Origin of the sequence: Sphingomonas sp. IC-56 (genome assembly GCF_021043375.1) — a bacterium.
Taxonomy (GTDB): Bacteria; Pseudomonadota; Alphaproteobacteria; order Sphingomonadales; family Sphingomonadaceae; genus Sphingomonas.
The window spans coordinates 111305-126659 of the sequence record NZ_JAJNDV010000002.1 but is presented as its reverse complement, the minus strand read 5'-3'; the positions used below and the strand labels follow the sequence as shown (position 1 = coordinate 126659).

Sequence of the window (15355 nt, the reverse complement as noted above, 5' to 3'; positions counted from 1 at the left end):
GCTGCGTCTATGGCTGGAGGTCATAGGCCTTCATCAGATCATAGAGGGTGGGGCGGCTTACCCCCAAAAGGCGGGCGGTCCCGGATATGTTGCCTTCCGCACGCGCCAGGGCATGACGGATCGCCTTCCGATCGGCGAGTTCCCGTGCCGCCTTGAGGTTGATGGGCAAGCCGTCGTCCGGAGCGCTGAGGTCGAGATCCGCCGCGGTGATCAGCTTGCCGTCGGCCATGATGACTGCGCGCTTGAGGCGGTTTTCGAGTTCGCGGACATTCCCCGGCCACCGCCAGGCGTCAATCGCCGCGAGTGCGTCCGGAGCAAAGCCGCGAACCGCCGGGTTCATGGCCGCAGCGTACTTCTTGAGGAAATGCGTGGCGAGCAAACCGGCGTCGCCTGGCCGTTCGCTCAATGCCGGGATGCGGACCACGATCTCGGCCAGGCGATAGTACAGGTCCTCCCGAAAGCGCCCCTCGGCGATCATGCTCTCAAGGTTCTGGTGGGTGGCACAGACGATCCGCGTGTCCACCGGGATCGGCTTGCGGCCGCCAAGGCGTTCGATCACGCGCTCTTGCAGGAAGCGGAGGAGTTTGACTTGAAGTGGAAGCGGGATGTCGCCGATTTCATCCAGGAACAGCGTCCCGCCATTGGCCAGCTCGATCTTGCCGGGGGTCGTTTTCAATGCGCCGGTGAACGCGCCCTTTTCATGGCCGAACAGCTCCGATTCGAGCAGCGTTTCCGGGATCGCGGCGCAGTTGATGGCGATAAAATCGCCCTTGCGCCGGCTGGTGTCGTGCAGCCCGCGGGCCAGCAACTCCTTGCCGGTCCCGCTGGCACCCAGCAGCATCACCGAAACGTCGGCCGTGGCGACTCGCTCCACCGTGCGGGTCACCTTCAGCATCTCGGGCGCACTGGTCACGATGCCGCCGAGCACCGCGTCACTGCCGAGCTGCTCGGCAAGCCGCCGGTTTTCCTGCTCAAGCGCGTGGACGTGGAACGCGCGGGCAACGATCAGGCCAAGCGCATCGATGTCGATCGGCTTTTGGTAAAAGTCCCAGGCGCCCAGGGCTATCGCCTTCAGCATGGATTCGTGCGCGCCGTGCCCGGACGCGACGATTACCTTGGTATCGGGACGCAGTTGCAGGATCGCCTCCAACGTGGCGAAGCCCTCTTGCGTGCCGTCGGGATCTGGCGGCAATCCCAGGTCCAGCGTGACGACCTGCGGTTCCGCTGAGCGGATGAACGCGATTGCCTCCTCGCGCGTAGCCGCGCAGCTGATGTCATAGCCTTCATAGGCCCAGCGCAGCTGGCGTTGCAGGCCGAGATCATCCTCGACGATCAGCAGCTTCTTCGATGGGCTCATGCGGCTTGCTCCACGAGCGGCACTGTAAAATCTGTCGTCTTGAGCCCGATGCGGAAGCGCGTGCCGGCCCCCTCGCGCGAGGTCACGTCCAGGCTTGCCCCCATGGCAGCGGCAAGCTGGCGCGTCTCAAAGGCGCCGATGCCGAACCCACCGGATTTCGACGAGACGAATGGCTTGAACAGGCGGTCGCGGACGAACGCGGCCGACATGCCGCAACCTGTGTCGATCACGTCGATGGTCACTTCCTGACCGGTACTGGCCACCGCCAGAGTCACGGGTTCATGGGGAGGGCTGGCATCGATTGCATTTTGCACCAGGTGCGACAGCATCTGGTCCAGGCTTGCGGCGTCGGCGAATGCGAAAGCCGCGGGTTCCCCGGTCACGATCACCGGGTGGTGGGCATGGCGGCGGGTTGCGATCTGCTTAACCAGCGGCACGATGTCGATCGTCCGAGGCGCCGCGATGCGGCCGCGATGATGCTGCGAAAGGCGTGCAAGCAAAGCATTCATGCGCTCCGAGGAGTCTTGCAGCGTGGCGATCATGTCCGCGCGGAACTCCGGCTTGTCGGCGTGGCGTTCGGCATTGCGCGCGGTCAGGGTAAGCTGGCTGACCAGGTTTTTGATATCGTGCAGGATGAAGGCGAAGCGCCGATTGAACTCCTCGAAGCGCTGCGCCTCGGCGAGTGCTTCCTGCGCGCGTGCCTCCGCCAGGTAGCTCGCGACCTGCCGGCCGGTAACCTTCAGGAGATCCAGGTCCTCCCAATCGAGCGCCTGTGCAGCGGGCGGACGGGTAAGCAGGATAGCGCCGACAAGATGCCCGAGATGCGGCAAAGGAACGAGTACCCAGGCTTCTTCTATGTCGAGCATCCATTGCGGGACGATCGCGCCATCGCCAGACTGGTCCGTCCCCGAGCGGAGTGCATCCAGATCAAGGATGCGGCCACTGGTCCGCAGGTACTCGGCAAGCGCCGCGTCACCGCTGCCCGTCGGCAGGTCGCAATCCCAGTTCCAGCTGGCCCCAGCACCCAGCGACGGTCCGTCGGGCACGAGCAGCAGCCCGCCCGGGGAGGACGTGAGGTCCGCCACGGCCTTGACGATGCGTTCCTCTAGTGGCGCGGATGCAGACCCACCGATCGTATCGGTGAAGCGCATCCATTCGGTTCGATAATCATAGCGATGTTGGAACAGGTGCTTGGCCAGCTTCACCTTTGTCCAGGCGCGAAGCCAGCTGTTGGAAACCAGCGTCAGGATGGCGACCGTCGACCCCAGCACGAAAGCGGTTTGGAGCGCGCGGGCATAGCTCCCGCCAACCGCCGCAATGGCGCTCGTCGCGAGCGCCAGGAAAAGCAGGTAGACGCCGATCGCCACCAAGGAGAGGGACTGGTAGGCGACGGTTCGCGAGACCTGCACGCTCCACTCACCCTTGCGTTGCAGGCCGATCGCCATGGTAACTGCCACTGCCAGCATCGCGGCGCCACGCATGGCGGCGGGCTGTATCCGCCAGCTATCGGTAAGATACGCGGTACCGAACAAGATGATGTCGGCCACCCAGATGCCGCCTATGGCGAGCACGATCAGACGTTTGCCTGCACGCGGCCGAAGCGCGGCATAGAGGGCGTTGAGCAGCACCAGTGCGGCCAACGCCGTAAGCAGCCGCAATAGGATGATCGTGATCTCGGCCTGCGATCGAAGTTGGGGACCTGCGATCTCAGCAATCACGCGCGCGGCGAGACTTGCCAGAACGACCAAGGCGACCACAGCATACACCGTGCCCAGCGCCAATGGCGGACGCCCATTGCCGTTGCGGCGGTGTATGATCAGCATGGTGGCCAACCAGGCAAGGTTCCGCGCCGACTCTACCAGGGTGGTGACAAATGCCTTGCCGCCGATCCCGGCAACGGCGAGCGCCCAAAGCGCGGTAAGGGCCAACGCAGCCACAAGGGCCCGGTGCGGCAGGCCGCTTTCCTGTGAACGGATGGTCCAAAGCGCGAGGCCACCGAACAGAAGCGCAGCGAGTGCGTGGGCCCAGACAATCATGGTTAGCGCCATCAGCGCGCGCCCGCTGGAAAGAGGACCACACGTATGGTCTGGAGCAGGATCAGGATGTCGAGGAAGGGCGAGTAGTTCTTGGCGTAGAACAGGTCATATTCCAGCTTCTGGCGGGCGTCGTCGATGGACGCCCCATACGGATAGTTGATCTGTGCCCAGCCGGTGATCCCGGGCTTCACCATGTGACGCTCGGCGTAGAATGGCAGGTGCTGTTCAAGGTCGTCGACGAACTGCGGCCGCTCAGGGCGGGGACCGACGAAGCTCATCTCGCCCTTCAGCACGCTCCAGCACTGCGGAAGCTCGTCGATGCGAAGCTTGCGGATGATCCTGCCGATGCGAGTGATGCGGGGGTCGTCCTGCTCCGCCCATACGGCGACACCTGGCAGCTCGGCGTCCTGGCGCATCGAGCGGAGCTTCACGACGTCGTAGCTCTGACCGTAGAGCCCCACGCGTCGTTGCCGATAGAAGGCGGGGCCGCGGCTTTCTAGCTTAATCAGAATGGCGGTAAGCAGGACCAGCGGCAGCGTAAGTAACAGTAGGATCAGGCTCGCGGTGATGTCGAAGATGCGCTTGAACACGCTCGACACCATGCGCCCGGATGAGAAGCCGTCCGAGAAGATCAGCCAGCTTGGATTGACGCTGTCCAGGTCGACGCGTCCGGTTTCGCGTTCGAGGAACGTCGAGATTTCGTTGACATGGACGCCCGTCGTCTTGACGCGCAGCAGATCCTTGAGCGGCAAGGCGTTCCGCCGCTCCTCCAGCGCGAGCACCACTTCGCTCGCGTTCAGGAGCACGACATGGTCGGCCAGGTTATAGATGGCGTCGCGCGCGATGGCCTCAGGGATCACGCGATTGCCCTCGTTCATCGACACATAGCCGACCACTGCGAAGCCGGCGCCGGGCAGTTTGGAAAGAGCCTTTAAGCGGGCCGCGCGAGGGCCGGCGCCGAGTACCACGATTCGGCGCTTGAACACCTGTCCGCCCAGTGCCTTGCCGAGCAGAAGCCGGACCAGCAGCAGCAATATGACCGCCGCGACCATGGCGTACAGGAGGTTGGAGCGCCAGAAGCTCAGTTGAGGCAGCACGAAGTAGATCGCGCTCAGGCCGATGACCCCCAGCGACACCGCCACCAAGAGGCGGGCCGTCGCGTGGCGGATCGATTGCAGCGCTTCGGCACCGTAGACGCCGATCGCAATCATCGCGAGTTCGAGGAACGTCGCGAATGCCAGCAACTGCGGCAGCCGCTCCGTCACTTGGCCGGGTAACATGCCGATCTGCTGCGCGCGCACGAGCCACCCGATCTCGCCCGCGGCCAGAAGCAAGATGATGTCCATCAAGCCGAGCAGCAGCACGGCATTCGGCACGTAATGCTTGAACAAGCGGATCATGACCAGGCCACCGTTAGCGGCGAAGTGTAAACAAACCCGACATGCTTCTGCTCTCGCTTTTCACCTGCAGGTGCCAAAAGCGAGCAACCGTTTCGCCTTCGCACTGTTTGATGCGCGGGGGAAACTCGCCTAGCGAGTGAACGAAGAGGGAGCGCCTGCAATCATGTCCGAACCTAAGCCTATCATTCCCGTCATCCTGTCGGGAGGATCGGGTACGCGGCTGTGGCCGATGTCGCGCCCTGAGAAGCCGAAGCAGTTGCTGTCGCTTACAGCCGAACAGACCATGTTGCAGCTGACCGCGCAGCGTGCTCTGGGTGCGCGTTTCGCCAATCCGATCGTGGTCGCAAACGCGTTTCATGCCGATCTGGTGGAGGAGCAACTTGCCGGGGTGGAGGCTGGTGCACAGGCACTGATCCTGGAGCCGACGGGGCGCAACACCGCGCCTGCAATTGCCCTTGCGGCGATCGCCGCGGGTTCCGGCAGCGAGCCGATGCTGGTCATGCCTTCCGATCACGTCATCGCCGATGTGGATAGCTTTCACGCTGCCATTTCCGCGGCGCTGCCGCTGGTGAACGAGGGGTGGTTGATCACCTTCGGCATTGCGCCGGATGCGCCGGAAACCGGCTATGGCTGGATCAAGGTCGGCGAAAAGCTGGGCGAGGGCGTGCACCGTGTCGCACGTTTTGTTGAGAAGCCCCCGCGCGACAAGGCCGAGGCGATGCTTGCTTCTGGCGATCATGCCTGGAACGGCGGTATCTTCCTGTTTCGCGCCGACATGTATCTGGGAGCGCTCAGCGTTTATGCGCCGGAGATGCTGGTCGCTGCGCAGCAGTCGATGGATGGTGCCAAGCGTGAGGGCATTCGTATCTGGCCGGACGCGCAAGCCTTTGCTGCCTGTCCCTCCGACTCCATCGATTATGCCGTTATGGAAAAGGCACCGCGGGTGGCAGTGGTCCCCGTCTCAATGGGGTGGAGCGACGTTGGCAGCTGGGACGCGCTCCATGCGATCAGCGACCCTGACGAGGGCGGCAATGTCGTGCGCGGCGATGTGGTGGTGATCGACGCGACCAACTGCTTGGTCCAGAGCGAGCCCGGCAAGCGCGTGGCGCTGGTTGGGGTGAAGGACTTGATCGTTGTCGCCTCAGGTGCCGACGTGCTGGTGCTGCCGCGGGGGCGTAGCCAGGAAGTGAAGAAGATCATCGAGGCGATGAAGGACTGATGCGCGGGCGGGTGCGGCGCAAGGCCGCACTTGCGGCACTGGAGGGTGTCGTAGAGGCTGCGAGCGAGGCGCGATGCGCGCTGTGCGAGCGGCCGTTGGGGCGCCGGGTGGAGTGGCACCATGTCGTGCCGAAGAGCGAGGGTGGGCGAAAGACCCTTCCCGTACATCCCATTTGTCATCGGACCATCCATGCGACGGTCACGAACGCGGACCTGGCGCGCCTCTATCCGACCATGGAGGCGCTGCGGGAGCGTGAGGACATCCAGCGGTTCCTGCGGTGGATCGCGGACAAGCCGCCTGACTTTCACGCCCCGACGCGCAAGTCGCTAGAACGTTGAGGTCAAACAAGAAAAGGGCCGGAGTTTCCTCCGGCCCTTTCTTTTTTCAGCGTCGAACGGGAAGGACTTAGAAGTCCATGCCGCCCATGCCGCCGCCCGGCATTGCCGGCATTGCGGGCTTGTCGTCGGGCAGCTCTGCCACGGTGGCTTCCGTGGTGATGAGCAGGCCGGCGACTGAAGCTGCGTTCTGGAGTGCGGTGCGGACGACCTTGGTCGGGTCGATCACGCCGGCGGTCACCAGGTTCTCGTAGGTGTCGGTCGCAGCGTTGAAGCCGAACGACGTGTCGCTCTGGTCAAGCAGCTTGCCCGAGACGACGGCGCCGTCATGGCCGGCGTTCTGCGCGATCTGGCGAACCAGCGCGGTCAGCGAACGACGGACGATGTCGATGCCGCGGGTCTGGTCTTCGTTGGCGCCCTTGGTGCCTTCGAGAGCCTTGGTTGCGTACAGCAGCGCCGTACCACCACCGGGGACGATGCCTTCTTCGACAGCTGCGCGGGTTGCGTGCAGGGCGTCGTCGACGCGGTCCTTGCGCTCCTTGACTTCGACTTCCGAAGCACCGCCGACCTTGATCACGGCAACACCGCCAGCGAGCTTGGCGAGACGCTCCTGGAGCTTCTCACGGTCGTAATCGCTGGTGGTGATTTCGATCTGCTGGCGGATCGCGTCGGTGCGGCCCTTGATCGCGTCGGCTTCACCGGCACCGTCGACGATGATGGTGTTGTCCTTGTCGATCGTGACGCGCTTGGCGGTGCCGAGCATGCCGAGCGTGACGGACTCGAGCTTGATGCCCAGGTCTTCCGAGATCACTTCGCCCTTGGTCAGGACAGCGATGTCCTCGAGCATCGCCTTGCGGCGATCGCCGAAGCCGGGTGCCTTGACCGCTGCGACCTTCAGGCCGCCGCGCAGCTTGTTGACGACGAGCGTGGCCAGAGCCTCACCCTCGATGTCCTCTGCGATGATCAGGAGCGGACGGCCCGACTGCACAACCGCCTCAAGGATCGGCAGCATCGCCTGGAGCGACGACAGCTTCTTCTCGTGGATCAGGATGTACGGATCGGCGAGCTCGACCTGCATCTTTTCCGGGTTGGTGATGAAGTAGGGCGACAGGTAGCCACGGTCGAACTGCATGCCTTCGACGACGTCGAGCTCGAATTCGAGACCCTTTGCCTCTTCGACGGTGATCACGCCTTCCTTGCCGACCTTCTCCATCGCTTCGGCGATCTTCTCGCCCACTTCACGGTCGCCGTTTGCCGAGATGATGCCGACCTGCGCGACTTCCTGGCTGCCCGAAACGGGCTTGGAGCGCGACTTGATGTCCTCGACAACCGTGGTCACGGCGAGATCGATGCCGCGCTTGAGGTCCATCGGGTTCATGCCGGCGGCAACCGACTTCATGCCTTCGCGCACGATCGCCTGGGCGAGCACGGTCGCGGTGGTGGTGCCGTCACCGGCGATGTCGTTGGTCTTCGAGGCCACTTCGCGCACCATCTGGGCGCCCATGTTCTCGTACTTGTCCTTGAGCTCGATTTCCTTGGCGACCGACACACCGTCCTTGGTGATGCGGGGCGCGCCGAAGCTCTTTTCGATGACCACGTTGCGGCCCTTCGGCCCCAGGGTCACCTTGACGGTGTCGGCGAGGATGTCGACGCCGCGCAGGATGCGCTCACGCGCGTCGCGGCCGAATTTTACGTCCTTGGCTGCCATTTGACTGCCCTTTCAGTTTGGAAGTTTAGAAAAGTTTAGGCCAGAAGCGATCCGGGTGGCGTTAGCCAACGATCCCGAGGATATCGCTTTCCTTCATGATCAGCAGGTCTTCGCCGTTCAGCTTGACCTCGGTGCCCGACCACTTGCCGAACAGGATCTTGTCGCCCGCCTTGACGTCGAGCGGGGTCACCTTGCCGGTGTCGTCCTTCGAGCCGGCGCCGACGGCGACGACTTCGCCTTCCTGCGGCTTTTCCTGGGCGGTGTCGGGGATGATGATGCCGCCGGCGGTCTTTGCCTCGGCTTCGACGCGGCGAACGAGCACGCGGTCATGCAACGGACGGAAGGTCATTGCGCTGCGATCCTTTGTTAGGGTCAGATTGGGTTTTAGCACTCAAGTTGCCCGAGTGCTAACGATGCTGGAGATGCTGCCGCACGCCGGCTTCGTCAAGAGGTACGTCGCCAAAAGTTTGGGCCGTGTTGGCGACTTAATACAGCCGTTTACTCCGGGGCGGTCCTCCGGTAGCACGGTGGCAATAGCAAGGTGGAGCACGGCCAAGTGAAGCTCGTTCGAGGTGCGTGGAAGATCCTGGTCGGGATCAAGGACTTCCTGGTTCTGGTTCTCCTGCTGCTGTTCTTCACTGGGCTGTTCGCGGCGCTGTCGCACCGCCCGAACAAGGCGAGCATCCGCGACGGCGCGCTGCTGATCGCCTTCAACGGCACGCTAAGCGAGCAGCCCGAGGACAGCGATCCGCTGGCGGCGGTGACCGGACGCGCTGCGCTGGGACAACTGCGCCAGCGCGACGTGCTGCGTGCACTAGACACGGCTCGGGACGATGCGCGGGTAAAGGCGGTCGTGCTCGATCTGGACAGCTTCATGGGCGGGTATCCCGCGGCGGTGGCCGAAGTGGGCGAAGCGGTGCGGCGGGTGCGCGCCAGCGGCAAGCCGGTGCTCGCCTATGCCACGGCCTATACCGATGCCGGCTATCTGATCGCCGCCAATGCCAGCGAAGTTTGGGTCAACCCGATGGGCGGCACGCTGTTCTCGGGGCCGGGCGGTCGCCAAATCTACTACAAGGGGCTGCTCGACAAGCTTGGCGTCAACGCGCACGTCTACAAGGTCGGGAAGTTCAAGTCCGCGGTGGAGCCCTATATCCGCGCCGACATGTCGCCCGAGGCGCGCGAGGCCAATCAGGCGCTATATGGCGGCATCCTGGGGCAGTGGCAGCAGAACATCGCGACGGCGCGGCCCAAGGCGCAGATAGCCGATTTCCTGGCCAAGCCCGACCAGGTGGTGGCGAGCGCCGGCGGCGACATCGCACGGGCGAACCTGAACTATGGCCTGGTCGACAAGCTGGGCGACCGGCTGGCGTTCGGCAAGCGCGTGGCGCAGATCGCGGGCAAGCCGTCGTCGAAGCCAGCGGGCAATTTCAACGAGATCAAGCTGAGCAACTGGCTGGCGGCGAACCCGCTGTCGACCAGCGGCGATGCGATCGGCGTGATCACGGTCGCGGGCGAGATCGTGGATGGCGAAGCCGCGCCGGGGACCGCGGGCGGCGACACGGTGAGTTCGCTGCTGCTCAAGGGGCTAGCCGAGAAGAAGCTGAAGGCGCTGGTGGTGCGCATCGATTCGCCAGGCGGATCGGCGCTGGCGTCCGAGCAGATCCGCCTGGCGGTGCTGCAGGCCAAGGCGCAGGGGCTGCCGGTGGTGGTATCGATGGGCAGCCTGGCCGCGAGCGGCGGCTATTGGATCGCCACGGCGGGCGACGTGATTTTCGCCGAGCCGAACACCATCACCGGATCGATCGGCATCTTCGGGATCATTCCGACCTTTGAGAACACGCTGGCCAAGATCGGCGTGACCACCGACGGGGTGCAGACCACACCGCTGACCGGGCAGCCAGACGTTTTCGGCGGCACCAACGAGGTGACTGACCGCGTGCTGCAATCGACGATCGAGAACGGCTATGCGCGCTTCATCCAGCGCGTGTCCGAAGCGCGCAAGCTGCCGCCGCAGCGGGTGGACGAGATCGGCCAGGGGCGCGTGTGGCTGGGCGGTGTCGCGCACCAGTTGAAGCTGGTCGACCGGTTCGGCGGGGTGCAGGCGGCGATCGGCGAGGCGGCGAAGCGTGCGAAGCTCGATCCCGCCAAGGTGCATGCGGTGTATCTGGAGAAGGAGCCGAATAGCTGGGTCCAGTTCGTCAGTGCGTTTACCAGTGACGAATCGGATGAAGATTGGGCCGAGCAGCCCGCCGGCGCCGACCTGTATGCACGCATGGCGATGGAGCGACAGGGGCTGGTCGCGCGCGCGCTGGGCGATGCGCGGCGGCTGACGCTGGGCGGATCGGTGCAGGCGCGGTGCCTGGAATGCGGCGGCTTTGGCCCGAGCGGCGCACGGGCAAGCGAGCAGAACCTGTTCGCGCTGGTGATGGCGCGCGTGGGACTATGATCGCGATCCGCGCCGCCGCGTCGCAGGACGGGGCGGCGATCGCGGCGATCTATGCCCCGCACGTGCTGACCGGCACGGTCTCGTTCGAGATCGAGCCGCCCGACGCGCGGACAATGCGGGCGCGCATGGCGGCAAGCGACGGGCTCTATCCCTGGCTGGTGGTCACCAATGGCGATCCGGAAAGCGGCGTGATCGGCTATGCCTATGCCACGCGCTTTCTCGACCGGCAGGCCTATCGCTACGTGGTCGAGACATCGATCTACATGAGCGATGCGTCGCGCGGGCAGGGCGCGGGGCGGCTGTTGTACGAGGCGCTGATCGACACGCTGCGTGCACAGGGGTTCGTGCAGGCGATCGGCGCGATTGCCTTGCCCAACGACCACTCGATCCGGCTGCACGAGGCGGTGGGGTTCCGCCGCGCAGGGGTCTACCGCGAGGTCGGGTACAAGCACGGCCAGTGGATCGATGTCGGCTTCTGGCAATGCGGGCTGAACCCGCCGCGCGTGCCGCCGGCGGAGCCGAAGCGGTTTGCCGATGTGGGGGTGGTGCGGGGGTGAGGTCAGTCCTCCCCCGGAGGGGGAGGGGACCAGCGCAGCCGGTGGAGGGTTAGTCTCCACGAGCACTGGTCCCATGAGGCGAATACCCCTCCACCACCCGCCTGCGCCTTTGGCTTCGGCGGGCGGTCCTCTCCCCCTCCCGGGGGAGGATCTGGTTAGTTGAGGGTCAGGCTGGCCTGCACGGTGATCGTGCGGGGCAGGGCTGCCTGGGCTGCTTCGACGGCGCGCACGGTGGCGAAGCGGTTGTGGGGAAGGTCAGCTTTGGGGAGCAGCGTGGCGGCGGGCGTCGCGACCGGGCAGCGCTTGGCTGCCGGACGGTCATGCTCGGCCATCACGGCAAAGCGGGGGTCGGCAGCGGCGATGTCGGCGATGGTCTTGGCGGCGCGCTTGGTGATCTGACGGACGCGTTCCTTGGTCACGCCGGTTTCCAGCGACAGATCGTCAAGAGTGGAGGCCTGGAACACGCGGCGGGCGACGATCTCGCGGTCGCGCTCGAGCTTGGCTTCGAGCTTTTCGAGTTCGGCGGGATCGATGCCATGGGTTGCAGTCTTGAAGCGGGGGCCTTCGCGGCGAAGGGCGGCTTCCTGGCGCTTCGGGCGGGGACGGCGGGCGAGTGCCTCGATGCCAACTGTCCGGAGATGATCGACATAGGCGTCGATCAGCGAGGAGATGGCGCCGTCTGCCAGGTAATCGGAAGCGGCTGATTCGGTGCGCTCCAGCGCGTCCTCGTCGACGATCATCGCCTCGGGAGAGATTTCCTCGCCGTCAGGGCCGGTTGCCAGGGCCGAGAGCGATACGGTGGTGGCTTCGACCTTCTTGGCCGAGGCGCGCTGGTCAGTCATCAGGCGGAAGCGGAGGCTCTGGAGCTCGCCGCGGATCTGCCAGTTCACGAAGGTGGTGAACTGCGCCTTGGTGGGGTCGTATGCTTCGATCGCGCGGTGCACGGCGATGGCGCAGCACTGCTCGGCGTCCTCGAAATGGGCGACCAGGCCGTACTGGCGGACGAAGTGGCGGATGCGCGGGGCGATCAGCTTGAGGATCTGCGCGAAGGCACGGTCGACAGTGACGCGCTGGCGGTTGGTCTGGGCTGCGTCCTTGGGCGTGTTTTCCAGAACAACGGCAACGGCGGCTTCAAGCGCGATCGTGGTCTTCGACATGATTGTGATCCCCTGCAATCCTTGCGGCCGTGCCGCCCTGTTGAGGGGGATATGAACGGGGGCGGGGCCGCGGCCTATTCGCGCAAAATCCTTACGGGGACTCTCCCTACGGGGGATTCCCGGGGTGGGCCGGGCAAGGAATTGGTAACGCTTCGCCGCTCAGCGATGCCCGCGATAGGCCGGCAGGCCCAGCTTCCAGACAATGGCCGCGGCTCGCAGCGCAAAGCCCGCCACGGCGGCGATCAGCCCCGCGGCAAAGGGGGGCAGGCCGGCCAAGCTCATGGTTATATATAGGACGGACGCGAGCGCAGCGGCGGTCACATACAATTCAGGGCGCATCAGAATCGAAGGCTCGCCGACCAGCACGTCGCGGATGATGCCGCCGACGCACGCCGTCACTACGCCCATGAACGCGGCGGGCACGGGGGGAATGCCATGGCCCAGCGCCTTGGCGGCGCCGAATGCGGCATAGGCGGCCAGGCCAAAGGCATCGAGCCAGGCGAGGCTGCGCTCGCTCCACCAACGTTCGGGGGTCACCCAGATGAGCACGGCGACCGAGAGGCAGATCGTCGCGACGCTGGCATCGTGCACCCAGAAGACCGGCGCGCCGATCAGCAGGTCGCGCACCGTGCCGCCGCCCACGCCGGTGATCAGCGCGAAAAAGGCCGCGGTGACGAAGGTCTGGGCGCGGCGGGTGGCGGAAACCGCGCCGGTGGCGGCGAACACGGCGATGCCGAACAGGTCGAGCCAGGGCAGGATAGGGCCGATCTGTTCGGTGACTGGTACTTGCATGGGGTGCTTTTCCCGCGTGCATGCCGGCGCGTCAAACCTGCACTGGCCTGAGGCGACACGCTTTGGCATTGGGAGCATACCGTATCGAGGGGTGTTTTCCCGCTTATGCAACGTACCGAACCTTCGTTGATCGTCGTCGCGATGTTCCTGGCGGCCCTTGCCGGCTTTGTGGATGCGCTGGCCTTCACCAGCCTGGGCGGGTTCTTCGCCTCATTCATGAGCGGAAATTCGACTCGGCTGGGTGTCGGGCTGGGAAGCGGCGACGCGTACGCCGCCAAGATGGCGGGCGGGCTGATCCTGAGCTTTGTGAGCGGCGTCATCGCGTCGAGCGTGATCGCGCGGGCGACGGGGTTCCGGGCGCGCAGCGCCGTGATGGCGGCGGTGACGGTGCTGCTGTTTGCAGCGGCGGTCATCTCGGCGGTGATGCCGGGGCCGGTGGTGCTGTTGCTGCTAGCCTGCGCGATGGGTGCGGAAAACGGCCTGTTCACCCGTGACGGCGAAGTGTCGATCGGGCTCACCTACATGACCGGATCGCTGGTGCGGATGGGGCAGAAGCTAGGCGGCGCGCTGATGGGCGATGCCGAGCGCTGGGAGTGGGTGCCATATCTGACCTTGTGGATCGGGTTCGTGGCCGGCGCGGTGTCGGGCGCGGCGAGCCAATGGCGCTGGGGATGGAACGCGCTGTGGCTGGCGGCGCTGATGGCGGCGGCGATTACCGTGGTGCTGGTGCGGCTGGGGCGGCAGACTGAGGTGCCTGTGCGGCATTGAGTTCCGAGAGATCGGACAAGAAAAAGGGCGCCGGATCCGATCCGGCGCCCTTTTCTGTTTCAGCCCTGGAAGCCGATCAAACGTGGATCGGCTTACCCAGTACGCCCATCGCGGCTTCCTTGAGCGCTTCGGAATGCGTCGGGTGGGCATGGCAGGTATAGGCGATGTCCTCGGACGTGGCGCCGAATTCCATGGCCTGCGCAGCCTGGGCGATCATGGTGCCGGCGACGGCGTTGATCATCCACACGCCGAGCACGCGGTCGGTCTTAGCGTCGGCGATCACCTTCACCCAGCCATCGGCCTCACGGTTGGTTTTGGCGCGGCTGTTGCCGGCCATCGGGAACTTGCCGATCTTGACCTCGCCGCGCTCCTTGGCCTGCTCTTCGGTCAGGCCCACGCCTGCCATTTCGGGCATGGTGTAGACGACGCCGGGGATCACATCATGGTTCACGATGCCGGTCTGGCCAGCGATGTTCTCGGCAACTGCGATGCCTTCGTCCTCGGCCTTGTGCGCGAGCATCGGGCCGGGGATCACGTCGCCGATCGCCCACACGCCGTCGACCGCGGTGCGGAAGTCGTGGTCGGTTTCGATCTGGTGGCGCTGGTTGAGCTGGAGGCCGATCTTGTCGAGGCCCAGACCCTCCGTGTTGGGACGGCGGCCGATCGACACCAGGACATGGCTCGCCTCGATCGTCTCGGCTGCGCCGCCGGCGGCAGGCTCGACGGTGAGGGTCACGCCGCTCGCGGTGGCTTCAGCGCCGGTCACCTTGGTGCCGAGCTTGAACTCGAAGCCCTGCTTCTTGAAGATCCGCTGTGCGTCCTTGCGGATCTCGCCGTCCATGCCGGGCAAGATCTGGTCGAGATATTCGACGACGGTGACCTTGGCGCCCAGGCGCTTCCACACCGAGCCGAGCTCGAGGCCGATCACGCCGCCGCCGATCACGACGAGGTGGCTCGGAACTTCGCTCAGTTCGAGCGCGCCGGTCGAGTCGACGATGCGCTGCTGGTCGATCGTGACGCCGGGAAGCGGGGTGACCGACGAGCCGGTGGCGATGATCACGTTCTTGGCGGTGACGGTGCGGTCACCCACGGCGACGGTGTGCGCGTCCTGGAAGGTGGCGCGGCCCTTCAGCCATTCGACCTTGTTCTTCTTGAACAGGAACTCGATGCCGCCCGTCAGGCCCTTGATGGCTTCCTGGCGGCCGGCGTGCATGGCGCCCAGGTCGAGCTCTACGCCCTGGGTCTTTACGCCCCACTTCGCCAGCGTGCCGTCATGCGCTTCCTCGAACAGCTCGGAAGCGTGCAGCAGCGCCTTGGACGGGATGCAGCCGACGTTGAGGCAGGTGCCGCCCAGCGTTTCGCGCGATTCGGCGCAGGCGGTCTTGAGACCCAGCTGCGCGGCACGGATTGCGGCGACATAACCGCCGGGGCCGGCACCGATGACGAGGACGTCGAAGTCGTATTCAGCCATTTTCTTCTCTTTCTTGTTCCCCGGCACAGGCCGGGGCCCAGTATCGAGACGGAATCTGGTGCGCGTCTCGCTTGGTTTCAAACCGCTTGCAACTGGGCCCCGGCCTTCG

13 protein-coding genes are annotated in these 15355 nt (G+C 65.2%); 5 read left to right on the top strand and 8 right to left on the bottom strand.

Annotated elements, in window-relative coordinates:
* Window positions 1–7: 7 nt before the first annotated feature.
* Genes prsR through LQ953_RS03775 form a run of 3 tightly spaced genes read right to left on the bottom strand, consistent with a single transcriptional unit; the run spans window position 8 to window position 4793 of the window.
* The gene (prsR, locus tag LQ953_RS03785; protein WP_231029341.1) at window positions 8–1357 is read right to left on the bottom strand and encodes a PEP-CTERM-box response regulator transcription factor; all 1350 of its coding nucleotides are present in this window, start codon (window positions 1355–1357) and stop codon (window positions 8–10) included.
* A complete protein-coding gene (gene prsK / locus LQ953_RS03780) occupies window positions 1354–3393 on the bottom strand; it encodes an XrtA/PEP-CTERM system histidine kinase PrsK (protein ID WP_231029340.1) in 2040 nt (679 codons plus the stop codon). Before prsK ends, prsR begins: the two co-directional genes overlap by 4 nt.
* Before the next feature lie 11 nt (window positions 3394–3404).
* A complete protein-coding gene (locus LQ953_RS03775; RefSeq protein ID WP_231029339.1) occupies window positions 3405–4793 on the bottom strand; it encodes a TIGR03013 family XrtA/PEP-CTERM system glycosyltransferase in 1389 nt (462 codons plus the stop codon).
* A 163-nt stretch (window positions 4794–4956) separates the two neighbouring features.
* Between LQ953_RS03775 and LQ953_RS03770 the strand changes: the two genes are divergently transcribed.
* Window positions 4957–6012, top strand: coding sequence for a mannose-1-phosphate guanylyltransferase/mannose-6-phosphate isomerase (locus LQ953_RS03770; protein WP_269141284.1), 1056 nt, complete (start codon window positions 4957–4959; stop codon window positions 6010–6012).
* A complete protein-coding gene (locus LQ953_RS03765; protein ID WP_231029338.1) occupies window positions 6012–6350 on the top strand; it encodes an HNH endonuclease in 339 nt (112 codons plus the stop codon). Before LQ953_RS03770 ends, LQ953_RS03765 begins: the two co-directional genes overlap by 1 nt.
* A gap of 67 nt (window positions 6351–6417) precedes the next feature.
* Here LQ953_RS03765 and groL read toward each other — a convergent pair whose 3' ends face one another.
* Window positions 6418–8055: a chaperonin GroEL gene (gene groL / locus LQ953_RS03760; RefSeq protein ID WP_231029337.1), complete on the bottom strand. Its 1638-nt coding sequence runs from the start codon at window positions 8053–8055 to the stop codon at window positions 6418–6420.
* A 61-nt stretch (window positions 8056–8116) separates the two neighbouring features.
* The gene (gene groES / locus LQ953_RS03755; RefSeq protein WP_231029336.1) at window positions 8117–8404 is read right to left on the bottom strand and encodes a co-chaperone GroES; all 288 of its coding nucleotides are present in this window, start codon (window positions 8402–8404) and stop codon (window positions 8117–8119) included.
* A 207-nt stretch (window positions 8405–8611) separates the two neighbouring features.
* Here groES and sppA point away from each other — a divergent pair, with 207 nt between their 5' ends.
* Window positions 8612–10501: a signal peptide peptidase SppA gene (gene sppA, locus LQ953_RS03750; RefSeq protein ID WP_231029335.1), complete on the top strand. Its 1890-nt coding sequence runs from the start codon at window positions 8612–8614 to the stop codon at window positions 10499–10501.
* Window positions 10498–11058, top strand: coding sequence for a GNAT family N-acetyltransferase (locus tag LQ953_RS03745; protein ID WP_231029334.1), 561 nt, complete (start codon window positions 10498–10500; stop codon window positions 11056–11058). The genes sppA and LQ953_RS03745 overlap by 4 nt, the downstream gene beginning before the upstream one ends.
* 155 nt (window positions 11059–11213) lie before the next feature.
* Here LQ953_RS03745 and LQ953_RS03740 read toward each other — a convergent pair whose 3' ends face one another.
* Window positions 11214–12215: a sigma factor-like helix-turn-helix DNA-binding protein gene (locus LQ953_RS03740; RefSeq protein ID WP_231029333.1), complete on the bottom strand. Its 1002-nt coding sequence runs from the start codon at window positions 12213–12215 to the stop codon at window positions 11214–11216.
* Between the two features lie 159 nt (window positions 12216–12374).
* A complete protein-coding gene (locus LQ953_RS03735) occupies window positions 12375–13007 on the bottom strand; it encodes a trimeric intracellular cation channel family protein (RefSeq protein WP_231029332.1) in 633 nt (210 codons plus the stop codon).
* A gap of 105 nt (window positions 13008–13112) precedes the next feature.
* Here LQ953_RS03735 and LQ953_RS03730 point away from each other — a divergent pair, with 105 nt between their 5' ends.
* Window positions 13113–13775: a YoaK family protein gene (locus LQ953_RS03730; RefSeq protein WP_231029331.1), complete on the top strand. Its 663-nt coding sequence runs from the start codon at window positions 13113–13115 to the stop codon at window positions 13773–13775.
* A 76-nt stretch (window positions 13776–13851) separates the two neighbouring features.
* Here LQ953_RS03730 and lpdA read toward each other — a convergent pair whose 3' ends face one another.
* Entirely contained in the window at window positions 13852–15246 is a 1395-nt protein-coding gene (gene lpdA / locus LQ953_RS03725) for a dihydrolipoyl dehydrogenase (RefSeq protein ID WP_231029330.1), read from the bottom strand.
* Window positions 15247–15355 lie beyond the last annotated feature (109 nt).